We start from the raw sequence: 19,762 nt of genomic DNA, 5'->3' as shown, positions 1-19,762 counted from the left end.
ATTTAATTTTGAAAATCCGTCTATAAATATGAAACAGCAATTCTATGAGAAATTTGGATGCAGTTACGATGAATTTAAAAAACTAGGATTTATTATTCAATGCCTTTTTACAAAAGACCTCAATAAACTCTTGGTACCAAGTATTTATGACTATGTATTTAAAAAATACAATCATGTAATAAAGCACCTCTTGATTGAACGTGAAGATTACATATCGCTGCAAGAGAAAGTTACAAAAGATATTACGCAATATATATATGGCTTTAAATACTTTTATCAATTCCCTTTTATTTCTTATCGTCAAGAAATTTTTTTACCGTTACCTCATCTTATTATGCAATCTGTTACATCTTCTCTATTGTTTCGGTTAACTGAAGGAAATAATGCACTTCGTCAATTATTTGGAAAAGAGGTTCTTGAGAGTTATATTTTACACATATGTGGTTTATCCCAAGATTTTGATGAAATTATAGGAGAATATCCGTATAAGTATAAACGAAATAAGAAGCGCACATTAGATATAATGATACGAAAGGCTAACCAATGTTTAATGTTGGATAGCAAAAGTATGAGTCCGAGGGTTTCTCTGAGAGATTTAGATGAACTTGATGTAGAGCATACGATTAATCGCATGGTTGAATCTGTAGTTCAAGTTTACCAACATATAACTGAACGTTTTCAAAATGAATATTATCCTTTTAGTGTAAGCAATGAATTCTCAAAAGAAAACATTTTTGGAGCTGTGATTTTATTTGAGGACAGTTATATCCGAAGAGAGGTCATAATGAATAGAGTTGCGGAAAAGTTAGAAATAGATTCTGAAGGCGAAGATTATAAGTATCTATGCTCTAATGTTAAACTGATCAGTTTGTATGAATTAGAAACAATGATATTTCAAAAAGAAAATGTGTTTCAATTACTTAAAAATAATAGTTGTAGTGAGGAAAAGTGGTTTGATTTTACATTCATTGATTATAGTAAAACTGAAAACGCAGGGGTAATTGAAGAGATTTCTCGAACAAGTGCAAGTATGAGAGAGGTTTTAGTTGATTTCGCAGAGGGATTAGTCGAAGAAGGTCTTATAACAAAGTGATACTAAAAACTAACTTTATCGCATAATTCGGTTGAGTAAATTAAAGTGTGAATTGAATTTCAAGGAAGCCCCCTTTAATTTCTGTAGATATACCTGCTTTATTCATCTCATCGTAAATTGCTAGTACCTCTGAGAACGCCATCTCTTGAGTAACCTCATAGCCTAGATCCTTCATCATTCTAAGTTGCTTTGAATCTATTGTATTAGCAATAATCTTCATTAATTTATCTAATTGCCTTGGTTCTGTTGCAACTATATATATTATATGATGATTTAGAGCAATTAGCTAGAGAGATAGGATCTGTTCAATGAGTGCATAAACTGTAATTTCAGTTACTGTAATGATTAATCCTGAGGAGGATAACAAAAGAGCGGGCTCTAATAGGCCAGCTCTTTTGTTATTACTTATTATCATTATGAATGTTAACCTGTACAGCTTGAACCTGTGGAGTTAAAAATTCTCCCCAGTTAATTCATTGAGGTTAAAACTAAGAGTTTTAGAGATTTTTCCAGCTCGTAAGATAACTACATACGTAACACCTAGTTGGAATGTATCTACTTTGCACACTTTATTAGTAATACGAGATAGTGAGTCTTGGAAGTTAGATACTAGAGTATCGATCTCCTCCATAACGATATCAAAATTAGTTGGTTGAATAGTGTTTGTTGTCATAATAAATTCTCCCTTTAGTTTTTGTTTATTTACACGAGATAGGTAATACTTACAGGTATACAATCATGAGTGAAACGATGTAACCGACTGCGTAAAGAAAGGTAATGCTGCTGCCAGCTACCAAGGTTGACTTAACCCAATCTTTAAGTTTCAACTTATTTGCCTCCTGTGGAGTCGAACCTTTACGGCTATTCCTGCTCGTGATACCATAGGGAGGAAAGAGCCGTATAGGTTCGACTGAATTGCGTAGCCTTGTTCGGTATACTCGCCAAAGTATAACTACCGAGTAGGGCTATTTTGTTTTGTGTAGTTTTAAGTTAGTCAGTTAACTTCTTACCAGCATACATACGAGTTAACATTTTATCGATCTTATTAGCTTTATCTACTGTGTTAATCTTGTTGAGTTGATTAAAAGCTGTATAAAACCTCTTAGCATCCTCGATGGACTCCAGCTCATAGAAGTCTTTGACTTTACCGTAAAACTTTTGTTGCTTACTTTCCAAAAGTCTTGCTCACCTCGTTTCCTAAGTGGCTTAATTACATATTAATTAAAAGTTCTAGAACCGTCAATACTTTTTCGAAACTTTTTTTAATCCCTTTCTTTACCCCACAGTTTACCTTTATCAAATAACAATACAGCAAACTGAATATCGCCTTCTCCATCATAATTAACAATAGTTGTATCCTCGATAGCTCCATCATCGACTTTACCTTTACCACCAACTATGTCAGATACTTCCTCTTGAGTCATTCCTACTTCGATGGCGTTATATTCCTCCTCGCTGATTAAAGTAGGGGAACAAGCGCTAAGAAGGCCAACAATAATGAGCAGGGAACCAATGCGTTTAATCATTTGTATTCCTCCTTTGATTAGCTGAGACAGCCTAAATAAGTACAAACTTCTCTAGAATGCGTACAAGTTTGGTGAACGAGAGATAGCCTGTTTAGGTACAAATGTACTAAGATGACTGATAAAATATCATGCAGGGAAATCTGGAACTTCGTTATATGGAGCGTCTCGAAAATGGAGATATTGTTTTTACATCATATGGTATTCAATCGAGCATATACCTAATCAGTTGCCAGCTTTACAGATACAACCCATCGAGGACTATCCTAAATTAGATAGTCGTACAGGAACCAGATGAAATGCCACCCTAGTAATCAATCGGGCATAGATAAATAGAGTCATCTCTTGTATTAAAGCACTGTAGGACAGCAACCAGATAGTAGGGATTATTACCTACAGTAATGCTACTGAAGGAAGTTGAAAAGTTTGCACTTAAGAGATCGCTGAGCAGTGGATAACTTTTGAGCCAGAACTCCATAGAAGTAACCAGTGAAATCACGTACATGTTTAACCTTACTAGCAAGCACACTAGCTCGTAACCCTGAGACAGCCACCTCTACAGTATCAACTAGATCGGGTGCGTACTGTTGAGCAGCCAATTGAACACGACTCCATAGCTTGTACACCTTAGGTGCATCAAAGTAGGAGATAGCCGAGCTAGCGAACTCAGTAGGAACACCAGCAGCCACTAAGTGGTCTATGCCTAACTTGTCTACGTATGTATTATCTTTAGAGATTTTAGTTTTGTAAGTAATTGTATCTGTATGAGACGGAGGCTCCTCAATGCACTCAGGAGTAGGCTCTACAACTTCCTCGCAAGGTGACTTAGCAAGGTGACTCTCATAGGGATTAATAACACAAATGAACGCTGAATAGCCACCTTTAACAGGTTTAAACTGTTCAATACGAGTAATGATACCTAACTCGCTGAAGCGCTTGAGAGCACGCTGAACAGTACGTTTAGAGTATCCTGTTAGATCAGCTAATGTATTATTCTTTAAATATGAAACTCCTAAAAATTTACACGAATAGTTTGATAGCCTTAGAAGTATTACTCGCTCGCTGTCCTTTAAGTTATATTCTTTTAGAGTACGGTCAATAGTCTTGTCCATCTCAGTAATTGAATTAAATGATTGATACTTGCGTAATTCCTTCATAGTTATTCCTCCTATATAATCAAGAAGGAAGACCTCTTGAGCTAGTACCAATAAGCATGATACAATAGCAAACAAGAAAGCTCCTTCGAGTTTTCCTTCAAGAGAGAACCCTGTCAGGTCGCCAAACTAGAGCAGGGTTCTCTTTTTATTTGTCTTAAAAGTCGAACCTGTTGAGTGGATTATATTTATCATTTGATTCAGCTAACGAGTTGCCGAAAGCATGTAGGTACACCTCAGTAGTTCTTATCTGGGAGTGATGCATCAGCTTACTCAAGGTGTATATATCCATGCCAGCTCTTAAACAGTTACTTGCATAGGTATGCCTAAACATGTGAGCTGTAGTTTTGAATCCCATACGCACAGACAACCTAGTGAACATTAACTTGACAGCATTCACTGTGAGTGGGCTACCTCTGTGGTTATTAAACACATGAGCAGGCAACTTAATGTAGTACTTCTCGCAGAATAATCTCCACTCGTACAACTCCCGAGCCACCTTATCCGTTAACGGGGTAGATAGGCTCTTACGATTCTTCCCAAAGATAGTGATAGTCTTATTGAGTAGATCCACAGAATCCCACCTCATTGATACCAGCTCGCCTAGTCTTATGCCTGTACCAGCGAGGACGACTATCACGGTATGCCCTCTGTAGCTATACAATGTATTTTCTCGAGAGCGCATCCTCCTGTAGTATCTAAGCATTTGCTTTATCTGTTCATCGGAGTACACCTTTATGGTCTTGTCTGTCTTAGCAGGCTTAATCTTGTTAGTGGGATTGCTTCGGATCTCTATAATGTCCTCATCCTCTAGGTATCTAAAGAATGTCTTCAAGTGCTGGAGCTTACCATTACGAGTGACCACTGTGTTTCCTCTCTCCTTGGAACAGTAGAGGAGGTAGCTTTTTATAACTGGTGGAGTAATATCTTCGATGTTAATAATCTCCTTCTCAGTAACGAGCCAGCGAGAAAACTCATTGAGTGTATCTCCGTAGCTCTGTATTGTCCTAGGAGCTAGCCCACTGAGTTCTTTATCCTCTAGGTAATCCTTAATCATAAATCTAAGTAGTGCCATTTATTTTCCCCCTTGAGTACGCACAAAAAGACCACTTTCATAGGCTACTTGTGAGCAACCTAGAAAGTGGTCTCTTGTGAGAATATTGTTTCTGTCATAGACAACCATTCAGCTTAACCTTGTGAGGCTTGACCTGCCTCGGGTGAATTAACTCGCCTGTAATACCATAGCGGATAATGAATTTTCAGCGGAAGTAGAGGCGGATGCGATGATTGCGCCGTTTTTTTCAATATAATATGTACGTCCTGTAGTTGTTTCGATAGCTTGCCTTAACATTTTTTCTGATTCATTAGCAGCTGGGAATTCAGAGATGTTACTTCGTAATTGCATAATTCGTTCTATATCATCTAGTGAGGCAAGTTTAATTGTTTCATGAATTGGTGTGTTAGGTAAGTTATTGTCATCTAGACATTCACAAAAATACATTTCATTTTTGGCCCCCAGTTGTATACTTGGAGCAGTTTCAAATCTTTCTACAATAGTTGACTTACCAGAGAGTTTAAGCGGCTTATATGCTGAAAGAAGTGCCTCATAGTCAGTAACCACAAACTCTTCTTTACTATAAGGTATAAACGCATCATGAAAGCGAAGTAAAATAGATTTTAATGTTCCGCTTTCTTCAAATGCTCCCCATAACTCTTGAAAGTCTGTTTCGTAACCAAAAGCCTCAATATCTCCAATAATAAACAAGTTAAGGGCTACTTCTTCTTTTAGAAAAGAAAATACTTGTTCATGATCTTTCTTTGTTAATTTTCGTATCATAACAAACTACCTCTTTTTTGTTTTTTCTAAATATTATAACTTTATATTTTTGAAATCAATATAAAATTTTATGTTTAGTTCACAAACTTTCGGAAAAACTAGGAAAGATATGACAAAGGAGGTTATGAACGGTGGATCATCCAATTCAAGGGTTAATGAAAGCAGCGATGGAAAATTTAAAGGAAATGGTCGATGTAAATACGATTGTTGGGGAGCCTGTTCAAACGGCTGACGGTGGTGTAGTGTTAACAGTTTCTAAAGTAGCGTTCGGGTTTGGAGCAGGAGGTTCTGATTTCCAAACGAATGATGGACAAAGAGCAAACGGTAACCCTGCATTTGGTGGCGGTAGCGCGGGTGGTGTTTCAATTACACCAGTAGCATTTCTAGTCGTGAATAAAGATGGGGTAAATATTCTTCATTTACAAAATGCGACACATTTAGCAGAAAAAATAATTGAATTAGCTCCACAAACAATCGATAAAATTCAATCGATGTTCCAAAAAGATGAAAAAAAAGAGGGGAATCATCACCCTCAAAACCCGGATGAAATCCTTTAAAAACGCCTGCTTATGAGCAGGCGTTTTTTCTTGTAATCAGTATGTAATAAAACACATGAAATTGTAAATAGTTTTTGAAGTTTTTTCTATGTTTCTAAAATTTTTCATGTTAAAATATGCTATAGAATTGAAACATATAAAACGAAGGTGGCTAGGTGCTTTGTCTGGAGGATCTGACCAAGTAAACAATATGATATATATCAATGGTAATCGTCGGGGTCATTGTTTTATTACATCTGGAATTACGTTTAAAGAGTTTGCAAGTAACATCCCTTCACCGCTTCATCAAGTATTGCTTTTAAAGCATAATTTTGAGTGGACAGATTTTCATTATCATACTTTATTTGAATATGTTGAGGAAGAAAACATACATAAACTCATTCAAGCAGAGATTGATGAATTTGATGAATTTTGTTGGGTAGATTTCGATGATGCAAGCGATTTAGATGAGTTAGAGCCAAAAGAAATTGCAGAATTATTATATTTGGCTCACAAAAAAGAACCACTTGGAAGAACGTTCTTCCCATTGTTGAAGAATAGATTCGTTTATTTTTCACATGATGACGGTTGGTACAACAAAGTGTATTACCGTAGAATCGGTGATTTTGTAGGAATGCTAAGTAAAGTGATTCCATATAAACTCGGTTCGTTTGGAAAGAAACGTTTTACTTTCTTCCAAAAATCAAAAATTTTCCCAGCAATTTCAAAGGAAGTTATCCTTGGGCTTATGCCGTTAATGGAAGATGGGTTATACATTGATTTAGCGGGGAAAATTGAGTCGAGAAGAGGTCTTGAAATTCCGGTATATGTAGTAGGATCATTCGAAAGTACGGATGAGGTACTAGATAATATCGATGAATTGAAAGCGGAAGCAACAGAAACGGGTTGGCTCATTTTTGATAAGAAAGAACAAGAGTGGCAATGGGTTGTGGACTAAGAAAACTTGGCGCATGAAGTCAAGTTTTCTTGTCTTTTGAAAGGAGAACAAATGAAGAAATATTATACAATTGTGGGTATTGTAAGTATTATTCTCGTGGCGATATTACTTATAACTTGTCCGAAAGAATCAGATTTTAAATTGTATTTAGAGGATAAGTATGCATTGAAATGTGACGAGAGTAGCTTTGAATGCACGCAAAATGTAGATGAAAAAAAAGAGAAATTACAGTTTGAAAGTATTGATGCACGAAATGGTGTTTTCTTTATGACTGTAAAGCAAACGTATAAAACAGAAGCTGGTGTTACGAAAGAATATAGCGGAGTAGGTATATTCGGTACATTTCTTTTTGTTTCAGAGAAGACTTTCTAGTAATAGAAGGTCTTTTTTTTATGCTTATGTTCATATAGATGAAGTAAGACAAGCATAGGAGGGGTATTGATGAAGAAGGGATGTATCGTTTGTGGTGGTGAGGAGTTTTTTTCTTCAACATTATATGCACGTACGAAACAAGATTGGGCATATGCGCCAAACATGTACCGATTTGAAAAGGTGTTTATTGAGCATAGAGATGAAGAAAATTATCCGGTTTTTCAAGAAATTACAGCGAAGCATTGTTGTGGATGCGGTCATATCATGTTGTATCATGAATGAACACACCAAGTATAACTTGGTGTGTTTTTTTTTAAAACGCTGATAAAGCAAGCGGATATAGTAGAGTGAATAAAACAGAAAAACTGCCAAAACCAATTGCGGTATATCCAAGTGTTCTTGCCCCAAAATTGACAGCTAATAAGCCAACTAAAATAGCAAGGGAGCCGAGTGTAACAGGATAAAAAGCAATGGAGAATAACGAAAGAAATAATGCGACATAGCCGATCATTGCACCGGTATTTGTACCTTCAATTTCATTTGCAATTTCTTTGCGCTCATGTCTAATCGGAATACCAGCTGGAGATATTTCAGCTGCATACTCTTCGTTTTTTTCACCACTTTTAAAATGATGATTTCTCTTTCTTCGCATGTACATCCCTCTCTTTCAATTGGGTGTATCTATAGTATCTTTCATAAGGAACAGAACATGAGTATGAGTTAAACCCAAGTAAAGAAAAAATTGGAGAAAATAGATTTCGTTGTTATCCTGTTCATCTCCTTATGAAGATAAAGTGAAACTTTAATCAGTGGGGGTTTTGTCCATCCCCCACTGATTATTAGCCCTCACCAATCGGGCTTTTACGGGCAGTTATCTCCCACCTAACTTCCTCGCATTCGCCGAATTCTACTGCCCGTTAATGCGGGATAAACAGGAATTTTGGAAAATGATGTAGAATGAAATGAATGATAATAACTGAAGGTAGGGGAATGTATGACGAGGTTTAATTGGCATGAATCGGCAGAGAAAAAATGGGATAACAATGCAGAGTTTTGGAATCAAAATAGTCAAGAAATGTGGGATAGCGGGAGCAGGAGTACAATCATTCCATTTTTTGAGCAGTACGTGGAAAAGGAAGTACAAGTGCTAGATGTTGGCTGTGGTGATGGGTATGGTACATATAAATTAAGTCTTACTGGGTACAAAGCGGTTGGGGTGGACTTATCGGAAGTTATGATTCAAAAGGGTAAGGAACGCGGAGAAGGCCCAAACTTATCTTTTATAAAAGGTGATCTTTCTTCATTACCATTTGAAAATGAGAAATTTGAAGCAATTATGGCAATTAATTCTTTAGAATGGACCGAGGAGCCATTGCGAGCATTAAATGAAATAAAGCGTGTTTTAAAGAAAGATGGATACGCATGTATTGCAATTTTAGGACCGACAGCAAAACCGAGAGAGAATAGTTATCCGCGTCTATACGGCAAAGATGTTGTTTGCAATACGATGATGCCTTGGGAATTTGAACAGTTAGCAAAAGAACAAGGATTTGAAGTTGTAGATGGCACCGGCGTATATAAGCGCGGAGTAAATGAGAAGATGTTAGGTCAACTACCTACAGAGTTACAACAATCGTTAACGTTCTTATGGGTATTTATGTTAAAAAACGTATAACGAAATCAAAAAATTTTTAGGAGGTAAAAAAGTGCAGAAAATACAAAAAACTGATACAATATCATCAGAACCAATTAAAGGGGGACTAGGGTATATGACAACTACTACAACAGTTAAATCCGATATTGAAATCGCACAAGAAGCAAGTATGAAGAAGATTCAAGAAATTGCAGCTAATTTAAATATTTTAGAAGAAGAACTAGAGCCATACGGACATTATAAAGGCAAGTTATCTCTTGATATTTTTAAGCGTTTACAAGATGAGAAAGACGGTAAAGTTGTTTTAGTAACAGCGATTAACCCAACTCCAGCAGGAGAAGGTAAATCAACAGTAACAGTTGGTTTAGGTCAAGCTTTTAATAAAATTGGTAAGAAAACAGTAATTGCACTTCGCGAACCATCTCTTGGACCAACAATGGGATTAAAAGGCGGAGCAGCAGGTGGCGGTTATTCTCAAGTAGTACCAATGGAAGATATTAACCTTCACTTTACTGGAGATATTCATGCGATTACAACTGCCAATAACGCATTAGCGGCGTTCATTGATAATCATATCCAACAAGGAAACACACTTGGAATTGATACGCGTAAAATCGTTTGGAAACGCTGTGTTGACTTAAATGATCGTGCCCTTCGTAACGTAGTAATTGGCCTTGGTGGACCGGTTCAAGGTGTGCCACGTGAAGACGGTTTTGATATTACAGTAGCATCTGAAATTATGGCCGTATTCTGCCTTGCAACAGATATTCAAGATTTAAAAGCTCGTCTATCTCGCATTGTTGTCGCTTATAATTTTTCAAACAAACCTGTAACAGTTAAAGATTTAGGCGTAGAAGGTGCGTTAACACTTCTATTAAAAGATGCATTAAAACCGAACTTAGTACAAACATTAGAAAATACACCAGCTATCATTCATGGCGGACCATTTGCGAATATCGCTCACGGTTGTAACAGTGTTATCGCTACGACGATGGCAGCAAAATTAGGTGATTATGTTATTACAGAAGCTGGATTCGGTGCAGATTTAGGTGCTGAGAAGTTTTTAGACATTAAAGCACGTGCAGCTGGTATTAAACCAGAAGCGGTAGTTATTGTTGCGACTATTCGTGCGCTTAAAATGCACGGTGGCGTGGCGAAAGATCAATTAAAAGAAGAAAATGTAGATGCGTTAGCAAAAGGAATGGAAAACTTACAGAAACATGTTGAAACAATTCAAAGCTTCGGTGTTCCATTCGTAATTGCCATTAACAAATTCATTACTGATACAGATGCAGAAGTTACATACTTACAAGAATGGTGCAATGAGCGTGGCTATGCAGTATCCTTAACAGAAGTTTGGGAGAAAGGTGGCCAAGGCGGAGTTGACCTTGCTGAGAAAGTGTTAAAAGAAATTGAAAAAGGTGAAAACAACTACGCACCACTTTATGAATTAGAATTACCATTAGAAGAAAAGATTCGTACAATTGCTCAAAAAGTGTACGGCGCAAAAGATATTGAATTTGCTCCGAAAGCACGTAAGCAACTAGCTCAATATGAAGGAGAAGGTTGGAGTAACCTACCAATTTGTATGGCGAAAACACAATACTCTCTTTCTGATGATGCAACAAAATTAGGTCGCCCATCTGACTTTATCGTTACAATTCGTGAATTGAAACCATCTATCGGTGCAGGGTTTATCGTTGCGTTAACAGGAACAATGTTAACAATGCCTGGTCTTCCTAAACAGCCAGCTGCGCTTCAAATGGATGTAAATGAAGATGGAAAAGCAGTAGGTTTATTCTAAAAGGTTGTAATTCATCTCGTTTATCTGTAAACTATATATACATCAAGTGGCGCCTTTCCATAGAAAGGCGCCTGTTTTTTGGAGGAAATTATGTTTGATCCAACTGCTTTTGAAAATTTAAAGGTAATTGTGGAAGGAGCTGTCTATGATTTCGATTTACACGGTGATATTCTCGTAACAGATCGAAAAGATGTGATGGATCTTGCTTCATTAAGTCGTATGTATAGTATTTCATTTCAACTAACAGAAACATTTAAAACGCTGGTAGAGGCGACATTTTCACTATCTGTTGATGCGAAGAATTTATCAGGTGAAATATTAGAAGTACCTCAGTTTATACCAGGTTGTGAAATGAAGTTAGCGTTCTCGTTCGAAATGGAACAGCCAGAGATAGGATGTCAAGAAATTGAAGCTTTATTGCAATCTATTTGGGGAAAAGAGCGAATGATTACACAGAAAATTTCATACGAATATAATAAGCAAGCGATTTCATATCATAATAAGGTAGAGGTTCTATTTCAAAAAGCGATTACAGAAGACCATGTTGATGATTTAATAGCTGTTATTTCACACATGATAGAAACGGTGCGAACAATACAACATTTTCTTCAAAAATAGAGATAAAGGAGAAAAACAAATGATAAAAGATATGCAACCATTTTTACAACAAGCTTGGGAAAAGGCTGGTTTTAAAGAGTTTACTGAAATTCAAAAACAAGCGATTCCAACTATTTTAGAAGGACAAGACGTTATAGCTGAATCTCCAACTGGAACAGGAAAAACATTAGCGTACTTATTACCACTTTTACATAAAATTAATCCTGAAATTAAACAACCTCAAGTTGTAATTTTAGCGCCAACTCGTGAACTTGTTATGCAAATTCATGAAGAGGTTCAAAAGTTTACAGCAGGAACTGATATTTCAGGTGCGTCTTTAATTGGTGGTGCGGATATTAAGCGCCAAGTTGAAAAATTAAAGAAACACCCAAGAGTTATTGTCGGTTCACCAGGACGTATTTTAGAATTGATTCGTATGAAAAAATTAAAGATGCATGAAGTGAAAACGATTGTATTTGATGAGTTTGATCAAATTGTAAAACAAAAGATGATGGGTGCTGTACTTGATGTAATTAAATCAACGATGCGTGATCGTCAATTAGTATTCTGCTCGGCGACAATAACAAAAGCTGCAGAAGATGCGGCACGTGATTTGACAGTTGAACCACAATTAGTACGTGTAACACGCTCAGAGGCACAGAGCCTAGTTGAACATACGTATATCGTTTGTGAACGTCGTGAAAAAAATGATTATATTAGAAGAGTTATGCATATGGGAAATGTAAAAGCAGTTGCCTTCTTAAATGATCCATTCCGTTTAGATGAAATTACTCAAAAACTAAAATTCCGTAAAATGAAAGCGGCAGCTCTTCATGCAGAGGCAAGCAAACAAGAGCGTGAAGTAACGATGCGCGCTTTCCGCAGCGGGAAATTAGAGATTCTACTTGCTACTGATATTGCAGCACGTGGATTAGATATCGATGATTTAACACACGTAATTCACTTAGAATTACCAGATACAGTAGACCAATATATTCACCGCTCTGGACGTACAGGACGTATGGGTAAAGAAGGAACAGTCGTTTCTCTTGTAACAGAACAAGAAGAGCGTAAATTACTTCAATTTGCGAAAAAATTAGGTATCGTGTTTACGAAACAAGAAATGTTCAAAGGAACATTTGTAGAATCGAAACCACCAGCACCAAAGAAAAAGAAACCAGCTTTTACTGGTAAGAAAAAGCCTAGATAAATGAATGGAAAGACGTAACTATGCGTAGTTACGTCTTTTTTTTGTGGAATAATAGATGAAATTTTATTAACGATTATTAAAATTTCATCTATCGTAACTTTAAAAATATTAACGATTCTACAGGGAATATTGATAAAGGTGTAGCATTTCTAGTTTAGTTTGTACAAGGAAGTAACATAAAAAAAGTCGAATATTAACATGATATGAAATAATAAAAAGAAGGTACATGTATGGCTAGGAAATTAGGAATGTTTTTAAATACGAAACATATTGAAGTAAACGAAGGAATAAGAAAGGCGAGAGAATGGGATTTAGAATATATTCAACTATATGCTATGAATGAGAATTTCAATTTAGCTAATATTTCGAAGTTAGAATGGATTACTTTAAAGGATAGCTTATCTTTTAATGGGATTAAAGTCCCATCATTAGCGATTAATTTTGGAGAAAACGGAATTGTAGGAATGGAAGTTGACAGTGCAATAGAACGGTTTAAATATATTACTGACAGAGGGTTAGAGCTGGGAGCAAGGATAATAACAGCTCATATTGGGGGAATTCCAAATGATGAAAAAAGTGAGTACTATAATAAAATGGAACAAATCTGTTACGAAATAGGGAATTTAGCATTCAAATTCGGGGGAGTCTTCGCTATTGAGACGGGATCTGAAAAAGCAATAGTGTTAAAAAGATTTTTAGAAACTACAAACTCAAAAGGACTAGCTGTTAACTTTGACCCAGCAAATTTAATAAGTGATGTAAATGAAAATCCGATAGAAAGTTTATTGCTATTAAAAAATTATATAGTACAAACGCATATTAAAGATTGTAAAGAATTGAAAAGCGATAGTTCAAGTAAGTATATAGAAGTCGCAGCAGGCAATGGTGAAGTAGATTTCGACTTGTTTTTTCATACATTAGATAACATCGGTTTTGATGGATATAACATGATTGAAAGAAATGATTATTTTGACGAACGTGAAGGAATGATCCAGTCGATAAATTTCATAAAGAAGTACATATAAATGAAAAAGGAATAACAATAGTAATTGTAGAAAGCTACATAGAATATAAAAACCATTAGGGGGAAATGAAATGATTCATAAAGTCGGACAAATTATGTTATATGTAAATAATCAAGATGAGGCATTAAATTTTTGGACAGAAAAAGTAGGGTTTCATGTAATCGCAGAGGAAGATAACAATCAAGGAATGAGATGGATTGAAATCGCTCCAACTAATGATGCTGAGACGAGTATCATATTACATAATAAAGAGATTATCTCCAAAATGAGCCCAGAATTGAATCTTGGTACACCATCGTTAATGTTTTTCTCAGAAAATCTTGAACAACTATACAAAGATTTAACAAATAAAAATGTTACAGTTGGCGAAATGGTAACTATGCCTACTGGTAAAGTGTTTAACTTTGCTGATAGTGAAGGGAATTATTTTGCGGTTATGGAAAAGAACAAATAATGATATTGTTATGTCAAAATCCCCCTCATATATAATGAGGGGGATTAAATGTTTGAAGTGGATTTTTCATTAGAGAGTTGTTTGATAAAAAATGACCCTTTTTCAATAGCTGTCTCAATATAACCAACGATTTGATCAAATGTAAACACCTGTAGGTCTTCATACAAATGTTGCTCGGGGTACAGCATATCTTCAAAAATATATTGCCGAAAAGCTAAAACATTCTCTCTAGAAATCTCCTCGATATTCACAATGTTAGCCTCTTGATTAAGTAGGGCGAAGAGCTGTTGTTCTTTATCGTAATGATGCAACAATTGTGCGTTCAATAATTTAAAATCGTTATAGTACATAGGCACGATAGTTTCGTCGTTCTCAATTCTGTTTTTTAGCCAAGGTAGAAAAAATCCACTTAGCCAATTATCATCGGCAATGAGGTGGGTATAATAACCTAAAATATAAGAGGAATCCATATGATCTTCATATTTATGAATAAATGAATCATAATCTATTCTTCTCGTATAGTTTTTCGTTGTACCAGCGTAAAAATGTGAAGTTCCTTTTTCTTCTTTTGAATGAACAGCATCAGGAGCTACACCACCAAGTAAGAAAGAGGTTTTATCTTGAATAGAAAGTTTCTCAGCAATACCGTTAGAGATAATGATATGCATAATTCGTGATCCCATGAATAACACCTCTATTTCATGTATTCATTTTAGGGAGCTGTCTGAACGTGTAGTATTACTTTCCCTGTACTTTGTCTACTTTCGACCCATTCATGTGCTTTCCCTGCATCTTGAAGAGGAAAAGATTTCGTAGTTTTAATTTGTAAACTTCCATCGCGTAAATAACGGAAAACTTGATTCGCAGTTTCTTGAAGCAATTCAGGACGTTTTTTTCGTGTAGTGCCAAAGCTGAAGCCGAGTATAGAACGGCAACTTGCGTGTAAATCTTTCGTTTGAAAACTACCAACTTCTCCGCTAGCATTGCCGAAATGGACGAGACGACCGTAATAAGCAAGGCAGTCTAAACTTCTTTCGGACACAGTACCAGAAATAGAATCTAAAACAATATTAACGCCTTCTCCGTTTGTAAGCTGATCTACCCTCTCTACAAAATCTTCATCTTGATGACAAATAACATAATCAGCGCCAGCATCTAAAGCAATTTTTCTTTTTGCTTCACTTCCGACAGTCCCGATTACTTTTTTAGCCCCTAATAATTTTGCGAGTTGAATCGCAGTAGTACCAATTCCTCCAGCAGCGGCATGAATTAGAACAGATTCACCTTGCTGAAGTCTTGCAACATTTGCAAGTAAATTGTAGCTTGTAAAAGATACGATAGGGCAGGCAGCTGCAGTTTGGAAATCAACTTCATCAGGTAATACAAAAGTAAGATTTTCGTTCGCGACAACATATTCAGCGTAAGAGCCATTTTGAGGAAAAGTAATGACACGCTGGCCAGGATAAATATTTTTCACATGAGAACCTACGTGTTCTACAATACCAGCTGCATCTATCCCTGGAATAAAAGGTAAGGCTTTGTTTCCTTTTTTGCCATAACGTGATTTAATATCGGCGAAATTAACACTAGTAGCAACAACGCGGATTAAAACTTGATTATCTGAAATTGTAGGAATATCCATGTCCGTATATTTCAACACTTCAGGACCACCGAATGAAGTTACAACGATAGCTTTCATATACATCCTCCTAAATTTGACTATAAATATTATTTTAAATCTTCATTAGGAATTGGAAAATTATATAATTGTTATGCAGGGTTATAAGTGAAGCTTATGAAGCCATTGCATCCTTATATTAATTTATTTGAAAAATCTTTGAAAGAAATCGAACGAAATATCGTTTGCTTGCCAATATATAGTGTAGGACAAAGGAGGGATGGTATATGAAGGATGAAACAGTATACACAGAACTAATCCAATTAACTTTATCAGGCAATAAAGAAGCGTATAGTGAGTTGTATGATAAAACGATTCAAGAAGTATATAAGACAGCACATTTTTTAATAGAGGATAAAGCAGATATAGATGATGTCGTTCAGGAAATATACATACAGCTATATGAATCGCTTCGTAAATATGATAGTGAGAAGCCATTTCGTCCATGGTTAATTGGACTTGCGATTAAACAAATTCATTCTTATAGAAGAAAGAGGTGGATGCGACTGCGAATTGTAAAAAAAGCAGAAGAGCAAAGAAAACCAGTACAAATTGATTTTTCTAGCGATGTTGTAAGTAAAATATCAAACCAAAAATTAATTGAACTCATTCATAAATTACCATATAAATTGAAACAAGTTATTATCTTAAGATACTTACATGATTACTCACAAGAAGAAGTAGCACATATATTACATACTCCAATCGGTACCGTGAAGTCCAGAATTCATGCAGCACTAAAGAAACTACGTCAAAAAGAGCAAGTAGAAGAAATCTTTTTAGGAGAGGTAGGGAATGTGAAATGAGTTTAGATTGTAGAGTTAGAGAATCTATACAAGAAGAAGCGAAGGGGGTTATTGCCCCGCCGGAGTTAAAAGAAAAAGTAATCGTGCAAATAAAAATGAAGCGCGGAGGGAGTAAAAGGAAGAAACGTCTTATCGCCGGAGTGCTTGCAGCAGCACTTTTAATCCCGACGACTGGTTTTGCTTATCAATCTATTATGGCGGATGGTATATACGGGTCGTTTGAAAATTTAAAGAAGCATGCCGGAGCTATAACATTAGAAGGATACATGCGTTTTAATGCAAAGTTATCTCAAGCGAAAGATGAAATGGGTGCAAAAGAATATGAAGAGTTTACAAAAGAACTAAAGAAATTAACGAATGCAAAGCTTGAGTACGGGGATTCGAATGGTAATATTGATTATGATCAATTATCGCCAGCTAAAAAAGAGGGATTAAAAAAGGTAGAAATGGAGCTTCAGCCGTATTTTGATAAATTAAACGGCCATAAATCTAGTAAAGAAGTATTAACTCCTGAAGAGTATGAACAATATATGGAAGCATTAATGGCATATCAAACCGTATTAGTAAAAACGAAATCGAGTGGCGGAATAACAGCAGACGAAGTACCTGAGGCGTACAAAGAAAAATTTATTAAAGCGGAGCAGTTTATGGAATATGTAGATGAAAAGGTGAGATAAATAAAAAGCTCATAGCTTTAGCTTTGAGCTTTCCTTATTGAAATGTAAATATATTAACCACCTATTCCTTTTGCTATCAATAGGAAATATACAACTACCAGTATTACTCCATTTAATGCAGTACCAAGTATTCCGAATAACCAATTTTTTGATGCTATCGCAAATATAATTCCGAGGAATGAAAGTATACTGAGAATCATAATAAGTAACGATAAATTCGCATTAGGCCCTCTTAAAATAAAGAAAGAAAATACACTTGTGATAAATGTTAGAAACGAGAAAGCCCCTAATTTATACAAAATAAATCTCCCTTGGTTGAAATGTATTTTGATTTAGCGCACGATTTTCTTTAGTTTAACATAAATTTCCTATTACCAATTAAATATATGAACAATAAAAAACGAGTATAAAATCTATGCGATTTCATACTCGTTTTGTTATTACATAAATTTCCTTACCGCATGTATTGCGCTTATAAATAAACCACTATAACCAACGACACTTAAAAATTGATCATTAGGTTCTTTTGCATACAAGTCAGGGACAGAATTACCTTGACTTGCTTAATAAAGTGAAAGTGAGAAATCACTTAGTTATATTCCTTACTATTCTCCTTGTCTTTTTGTATAAAACAATCTAAAAACGAGTAACCAGCTATTAAACTAATAATAGTAACAAAAGTTGTATTTATAAGAATAATATTAGTTAAATAAGGTAGGTATCCACCAACTGGTGAAAAGAGTAGAGCTGGAGAAAAGGAAATGATTAGTGTAGGCAACGTAATAGCGATAAATTTATCCAGCTGAAAGTTCCAATTTTTTTTACTCGTTTCGCGATTAATGGATTGTAGGAATCGTAATAAAATGCCGACTAAAAGAGGGAAGAGTGTAAAGTAGAATAACCTTGGATAAACGTTAAAGTTCACTTGCGCGTCTGTATCTAAATAAAATTGAATTTTAACACCTACAACTAATAATAAGATGATAAATAATGTAAAGCAGAGGTATAGTATCACTTTTTGCATTCCATTCCACCATCCTTTATTAAAAAATATATTCAAGGAGCGAAGATATATACGATAATGGCGTTGTATATATCTTCGTTTTCTATTAGTTAATTGTGGATTTTGTTTGCTTCGTTAAGTAATCAATAATTCCCATCGCGCTAATTTCTAAATCAAGATATAAAATATTATAAACAGAATGATTTGATGGAACGTTTAGCTTTGTAAGATGAGTAGAGACTTTCTCCACTAGTAAAGATTGTAATGCCTTAGTAGCCTCATCAAAATTAGTATGTTTTTGAAAAACTTCATTTCCAGTATTAACGAAAATAGGTAACCAATGTTCAAGTTGGCTATATACTTCTGTAACATTGGCAGATGCGCCGTAATGACCGAAATAAATAGTATCTACATTCATACTTTGAATGTGATTTTTAGAGGCAATCATCGCATCTGGCTGGAATTGTGAAGGGGACGTTGATGGTAGATATAATTCTACACCAAGATCAGCTAGTTCCCTATAATAAATTCCAATCGTATCACCAGTGAAAATGCCGTTTGTTTTTGAATCGTGAATGCTAATATGGTGCTTCGCATGTCCCGGTGTATCATAAAATGTAAGTGTACGGTCTTCTGCAATTTTTAATGTATCCCCATTTTGTACAATATGAACACGTTCTTCTTCAATTGGAAGAATTGGATCAAAGAGTGTATCAAATTCTTCTTTGTACACAGCTTTTGCGCCAAGAATTAGTTTTGTTGGATCAATCATATGACGAGCCCCGCGCGGATGCACAAATAGAGTAGCATTTGGGCACTTTTCCATCATTAACCCTGCTGCGCCTGCGTGATCTAAATGAACATGTGTAACGATAATGTTTTTTACATCATTTAAATTAATATGTAATTGCTGTAAGCCGTCTAAAATATAGGGAAGAGAAGGGGCCGCACAAGTTTCAATTAAAGTAATATCGTCACCTAATAAAACGTATGTACCTGTGCGTTCATCATGTTGTAAGTCATAATCATCAATAAGATATAGATGAGAAGATAGTTGTTCTACTTTTTTCATACTTACCACTCCTTATATACTTGCATGTTTTTTATTATACGCTAAAAAAGAAAAAGGCAGAAAACGAAAAATTCGTCTTCTGCCTTTATGTAATGTTGTTATTTAGTTTGTTCTTTATTGATAAACATAACGAACAGTCCAACAATGCCGCCAACTAACGGAAGAGTAATCTCTCCTGCTAAATTAAAGTAGGAACTTAGGAATAAGCCATTTACATCGATTACCCAGCCAGTAACATACAATAACATCATATATAGTACGAAATAAAACTCACGATTTGAAATCATTTCACGTTGTGCAGTTTTCATA

Annotated in this window: 26 protein-coding genes and 1 pseudogene; 13 read left to right on the top strand and 14 right to left on the bottom strand. The window is 35.5% G+C overall.

Features of this window, described 5'->3' with window-relative positions; genetic code table 11:
• The coding region (locus AB3X48_RS07230; RefSeq protein ID WP_367959172.1) for a hypothetical protein at positions 1–1,093 on the top strand (1,093 nt) is incomplete at its 5' end.
• Positions 1,094–1,133: 40 nt separating this feature from the next.
• Here the strand turns inward: AB3X48_RS07230 and AB3X48_RS07225 are convergent.
• The 7 genes and pseudogenes from AB3X48_RS07225 to AB3X48_RS07195 all read right to left on the bottom strand — a co-directional run.
• Positions 1,134–1,313, bottom strand: coding sequence for a hypothetical protein (locus AB3X48_RS07225; RefSeq protein WP_098665776.1), 180 nt, complete (start codon positions 1,311–1,313; stop codon positions 1,134–1,136).
• A 231-nt stretch (positions 1,314–1,544) separates the two neighbouring features.
• Positions 1,545–1,766, bottom strand: a complete 222-nt coding sequence (locus AB3X48_RS07220) for a hypothetical protein (protein WP_367959170.1) — start codon at positions 1,764–1,766, stop codon at positions 1,545–1,547.
• Positions 1,767–2,083: 317 nt separating this feature from the next.
• On the bottom strand, positions 2,084–2,269 hold the full coding sequence (locus AB3X48_RS07215) for a hypothetical protein (protein WP_000444252.1): 186 nt from the start codon (positions 2,267–2,269) through the stop codon (positions 2,084–2,086).
• Between the two features lie 86 nt (positions 2,270–2,355).
• Positions 2,356–2,619: a hypothetical protein gene (locus AB3X48_RS07210; protein WP_098167298.1), complete on the bottom strand. Its 264-nt coding sequence runs from the start codon at positions 2,617–2,619 to the stop codon at positions 2,356–2,358.
• Positions 2,620–3,020: 401 nt separating this feature from the next.
• Complete coding sequence (locus AB3X48_RS07205; RefSeq protein ID WP_367959167.1) at positions 3,021–3,773, bottom strand: helix-turn-helix domain-containing protein; 753 nt, start codon at positions 3,771–3,773, stop codon at positions 3,021–3,023.
• A 154-nt stretch (positions 3,774–3,927) separates the two neighbouring features.
• Complete coding sequence (locus AB3X48_RS07200) at positions 3,928–4,845, bottom strand: tyrosine-type recombinase/integrase (RefSeq protein ID WP_367959165.1); 918 nt, start codon at positions 4,843–4,845, stop codon at positions 3,928–3,930.
• Between the two features lie 159 nt (positions 4,846–5,004).
• Positions 5,005–5,607: pseudogene (locus tag AB3X48_RS07195) on the bottom strand (GCN5 family acetyltransferase); the annotation flags it as partial.
• Between the two features lie 131 nt (positions 5,608–5,738).
• Between AB3X48_RS07195 and ytfJ the strand changes: the two are divergent.
• The 4 genes from ytfJ to AB3X48_RS07175 all read left to right on the top strand — a co-directional run bounded on the left by ytfJ (position 5,739) and on the right by AB3X48_RS07175 (position 7,755).
• Positions 5,739–6,164 (top strand): GerW family sporulation protein, encoded by a 426-nt coding sequence (gene ytfJ, locus AB3X48_RS07190; RefSeq protein WP_016104664.1) that lies wholly within the window; start codon positions 5,739–5,741, stop codon positions 6,162–6,164.
• A 160-nt stretch (positions 6,165–6,324) separates the two neighbouring features.
• The gene (locus AB3X48_RS07185; RefSeq protein WP_002085994.1) at positions 6,325–7,101 is read left to right on the top strand and encodes a hypothetical protein; all 777 of its coding nucleotides are present in this window, start codon (positions 6,325–6,327) and stop codon (positions 7,099–7,101) included.
• Positions 7,102–7,152: 51 nt separating this feature from the next.
• Positions 7,153–7,473: a hypothetical protein gene (locus AB3X48_RS07180; protein WP_002118741.1), complete on the top strand. Its 321-nt coding sequence runs from the start codon at positions 7,153–7,155 to the stop codon at positions 7,471–7,473.
• A gap of 69 nt (positions 7,474–7,542) precedes the next feature.
• On the top strand, positions 7,543–7,755 hold the full coding sequence (locus tag AB3X48_RS07175) for a hypothetical protein (RefSeq protein ID WP_002012518.1): 213 nt from the start codon (positions 7,543–7,545) through the stop codon (positions 7,753–7,755).
• A gap of 31 nt (positions 7,756–7,786) precedes the next feature.
• On the opposite strand, the gene AB3X48_RS07170 is transcribed toward AB3X48_RS07175, so the two are convergent.
• Complete coding sequence (locus AB3X48_RS07170) at positions 7,787–8,125, bottom strand: hypothetical protein (protein WP_001253195.1); 339 nt, start codon at positions 8,123–8,125, stop codon at positions 7,787–7,789.
• A gap of 342 nt (positions 8,126–8,467) precedes the next feature.
• Here AB3X48_RS07170 and AB3X48_RS07165 point away from each other — a divergent pair, with 342 nt between their 5' ends.
• The 6 genes from AB3X48_RS07165 to AB3X48_RS07140 all read left to right on the top strand — a co-directional run bounded on the left by AB3X48_RS07165 (position 8,468) and on the right by AB3X48_RS07140 (position 14,217).
• On the top strand, positions 8,468–9,148 hold the full coding sequence (locus AB3X48_RS07165) for a class I SAM-dependent methyltransferase (RefSeq protein ID WP_002158104.1): 681 nt from the start codon (positions 8,468–8,470) through the stop codon (positions 9,146–9,148).
• A gap of 94 nt (positions 9,149–9,242) precedes the next feature.
• Positions 9,243–10,931, top strand: a complete 1,689-nt coding sequence (locus AB3X48_RS07160) for a formate--tetrahydrofolate ligase (RefSeq protein WP_033714770.1) — start codon at positions 9,243–9,245, stop codon at positions 10,929–10,931.
• Between the two features lie 90 nt (positions 10,932–11,021).
• A complete protein-coding gene (locus tag AB3X48_RS07155; protein ID WP_002158102.1) occupies positions 11,022–11,549 on the top strand; it encodes a hypothetical protein in 528 nt (175 codons plus the stop codon).
• Between the two features lie 19 nt (positions 11,550–11,568).
• Complete coding sequence (locus AB3X48_RS07150) at positions 11,569–12,738, top strand: DEAD/DEAH box helicase (protein WP_002158100.1); 1,170 nt, start codon at positions 11,569–11,571, stop codon at positions 12,736–12,738.
• 230 nt (positions 12,739–12,968) lie between these two features.
• Positions 12,969–13,763 (top strand): sugar phosphate isomerase/epimerase family protein, encoded by a 795-nt coding sequence (locus AB3X48_RS07145; protein WP_002200702.1) that lies wholly within the window; start codon positions 12,969–12,971, stop codon positions 13,761–13,763.
• A gap of 70 nt (positions 13,764–13,833) precedes the next feature.
• On the top strand, positions 13,834–14,217 hold the full coding sequence (locus AB3X48_RS07140) for a VOC family protein (protein ID WP_002158098.1): 384 nt from the start codon (positions 13,834–13,836) through the stop codon (positions 14,215–14,217).
• A 44-nt stretch (positions 14,218–14,261) separates the two neighbouring features.
• On the opposite strand, the gene AB3X48_RS07135 is transcribed toward AB3X48_RS07140, so the two are convergent.
• Both AB3X48_RS07135 and AB3X48_RS07130 read right to left on the bottom strand, forming a co-directional pair.
• Complete coding sequence (locus AB3X48_RS07135; protein ID WP_016104666.1) at positions 14,262–14,900, bottom strand: zinc dependent phospholipase C family protein; 639 nt, start codon at positions 14,898–14,900, stop codon at positions 14,262–14,264.
• Positions 14,901–14,929: 29 nt separating this feature from the next.
• The gene (locus tag AB3X48_RS07130) at positions 14,930–15,916 is read right to left on the bottom strand and encodes a quinone oxidoreductase family protein (RefSeq protein WP_016104667.1); all 987 of its coding nucleotides are present in this window, start codon (positions 15,914–15,916) and stop codon (positions 14,930–14,932) included.
• 206 nt (positions 15,917–16,122) lie between these two features.
• Here AB3X48_RS07130 and AB3X48_RS07125 point away from each other — a divergent pair, with 206 nt between their 5' ends.
• On the top strand, positions 16,123–16,701 hold the full coding sequence (locus AB3X48_RS07125) for a sigma-70 family RNA polymerase sigma factor (RefSeq protein ID WP_002158094.1): 579 nt from the start codon (positions 16,123–16,125) through the stop codon (positions 16,699–16,701).
• Complete coding sequence (locus tag AB3X48_RS07120) at positions 16,698–17,378, top strand: DUF3600 domain-containing protein (RefSeq protein ID WP_016104668.1); 681 nt, start codon at positions 16,698–16,700, stop codon at positions 17,376–17,378. The genes AB3X48_RS07125 and AB3X48_RS07120 overlap by 4 nt, the downstream gene beginning before the upstream one ends.
• A 53-nt stretch (positions 17,379–17,431) precedes the next feature.
• Here AB3X48_RS07120 and AB3X48_RS07115 read toward each other — a convergent pair whose 3' ends face one another.
• From AB3X48_RS07115 to AB3X48_RS07100, 4 genes are all read right to left on the bottom strand, one after another.
• Positions 17,432–17,677, bottom strand: a complete 246-nt coding sequence (locus tag AB3X48_RS07115; protein ID WP_016104669.1) for a hypothetical protein — start codon at positions 17,675–17,677, stop codon at positions 17,432–17,434.
• A gap of 290 nt (positions 17,678–17,967) precedes the next feature.
• Entirely contained in the window at positions 17,968–18,402 is a 435-nt protein-coding gene (locus AB3X48_RS07110) for a hypothetical protein (RefSeq protein WP_016104670.1), read from the bottom strand.
• An 85-nt stretch (positions 18,403–18,487) separates the two neighbouring features.
• A complete protein-coding gene (locus AB3X48_RS07105) occupies positions 18,488–19,453 on the bottom strand; it encodes an MBL fold metallo-hydrolase (RefSeq protein ID WP_367959157.1) in 966 nt (321 codons plus the stop codon).
• Between the two features lie 98 nt (positions 19,454–19,551).
• Complete coding sequence (locus AB3X48_RS07100; RefSeq protein ID WP_002200695.1) at positions 19,552–19,761, bottom strand: DUF3925 family protein; 210 nt, start codon at positions 19,759–19,761, stop codon at positions 19,552–19,554.
• Position 19,762: the final 1 nt, after the last annotated feature.

Source organism: Bacillus sp. S4 (assembly GCF_040838205.1).
Classification (GTDB): domain Bacteria; phylum Bacillota; class Bacilli; order Bacillales; family Bacillaceae_G; genus Bacillus_A; species Bacillus_A cereus_U.
The sequence above is the reverse complement of the archived record's forward strand: the minus strand, read 5'-3'. Positions and strand labels throughout refer to the sequence as shown.

What these genes read in the sequence shown, in the direction of transcription:
- AB3X48_RS07120 (WP_016104668.1), top strand. Translation starts at nt 16,698, where the DNA reads ATGAGTTTAGATTGTAGAGTTAGAGAATCTATACAAGAAGAAGCGAAG.
- AB3X48_RS07200 (WP_367959165.1), bottom strand. Translation starts at nt 4,845, where the DNA reads ATGGCACTACTTAGATTTATGATTAAGGATTACCTAGAGGATAAAGAA.
- AB3X48_RS07105 (WP_367959157.1), bottom strand. Translation starts at nt 19,453, where the DNA reads ATGAAAAAAGTAGAACAACTATCTTCTCATCTATATCTTATTGATGAT.
- AB3X48_RS07155 (WP_002158102.1), top strand. Translation starts at nt 11,022, where the DNA reads ATGTTTGATCCAACTGCTTTTGAAAATTTAAAGGTAATTGTGGAAGGA.
- AB3X48_RS07225 (WP_098665776.1), bottom strand. Translation starts at nt 1,313, where the DNA reads ATGAAGATTATTGCTAATACAATAGATTCAAAGCAACTTAGAATGATG.
- AB3X48_RS07140 (WP_002158098.1), top strand. Translation starts at nt 13,834, where the DNA reads ATGATTCATAAAGTCGGACAAATTATGTTATATGTAAATAATCAAGAT.
- AB3X48_RS07110 (WP_016104670.1), bottom strand. Translation starts at nt 18,402, where the DNA reads ATGCAAAAAGTGATACTATACCTCTGCTTTACATTATTTATCATCTTA.
- AB3X48_RS07205 (WP_367959167.1), bottom strand. Translation starts at nt 3,773, where the DNA reads ATGAAGGAATTACGCAAGTATCAATCATTTAATTCAATTACTGAGATG.
- AB3X48_RS07135 (WP_016104666.1), bottom strand. Translation starts at nt 14,900, where the DNA reads ATGGGATCACGAATTATGCATATCATTATCTCTAACGGTATTGCTGAG.
- AB3X48_RS07220 (WP_367959170.1), bottom strand. Translation starts at nt 1,766, where the DNA reads ATGACAACAAACACTATTCAACCAACTAATTTTGATATCGTTATGGAG.
- AB3X48_RS07125 (WP_002158094.1), top strand. Translation starts at nt 16,123, where the DNA reads ATGAAGGATGAAACAGTATACACAGAACTAATCCAATTAACTTTATCA.
- AB3X48_RS07130 (WP_016104667.1), bottom strand. Translation starts at nt 15,916, where the DNA reads ATGAAAGCTATCGTTGTAACTTCATTCGGTGGTCCTGAAGTGTTGAAA.
- AB3X48_RS07145 (WP_002200702.1), top strand. Translation starts at nt 12,969, where the DNA reads ATGGCTAGGAAATTAGGAATGTTTTTAAATACGAAACATATTGAAGTA.
- AB3X48_RS07165 (WP_002158104.1), top strand. Translation starts at nt 8,468, where the DNA reads ATGACGAGGTTTAATTGGCATGAATCGGCAGAGAAAAAATGGGATAAC.
- AB3X48_RS07160 (WP_033714770.1), top strand. Translation starts at nt 9,243, where the DNA reads ATGACAACTACTACAACAGTTAAATCCGATATTGAAATCGCACAAGAA.
- AB3X48_RS07175 (WP_002012518.1), top strand. Translation starts at nt 7,543, where the DNA reads ATGAAGAAGGGATGTATCGTTTGTGGTGGTGAGGAGTTTTTTTCTTCA.
- AB3X48_RS07170 (WP_001253195.1), bottom strand. Translation starts at nt 8,125, where the DNA reads ATGCGAAGAAAGAGAAATCATCATTTTAAAAGTGGTGAAAAAAACGAA.
- AB3X48_RS07100 (WP_002200695.1), bottom strand. Translation starts at nt 19,761, where the DNA reads ATGAAAACTGCACAACGTGAAATGATTTCAAATCGTGAGTTTTATTTC.
- AB3X48_RS07180 (WP_002118741.1), top strand. Translation starts at nt 7,153, where the DNA reads ATGAAGAAATATTATACAATTGTGGGTATTGTAAGTATTATTCTCGTG.
- AB3X48_RS07210 (WP_098167298.1), bottom strand. Translation starts at nt 2,619, where the DNA reads ATGATTAAACGCATTGGTTCCCTGCTCATTATTGTTGGCCTTCTTAGC.
- AB3X48_RS07150 (WP_002158100.1), top strand. Translation starts at nt 11,569, where the DNA reads ATGATAAAAGATATGCAACCATTTTTACAACAAGCTTGGGAAAAGGCT.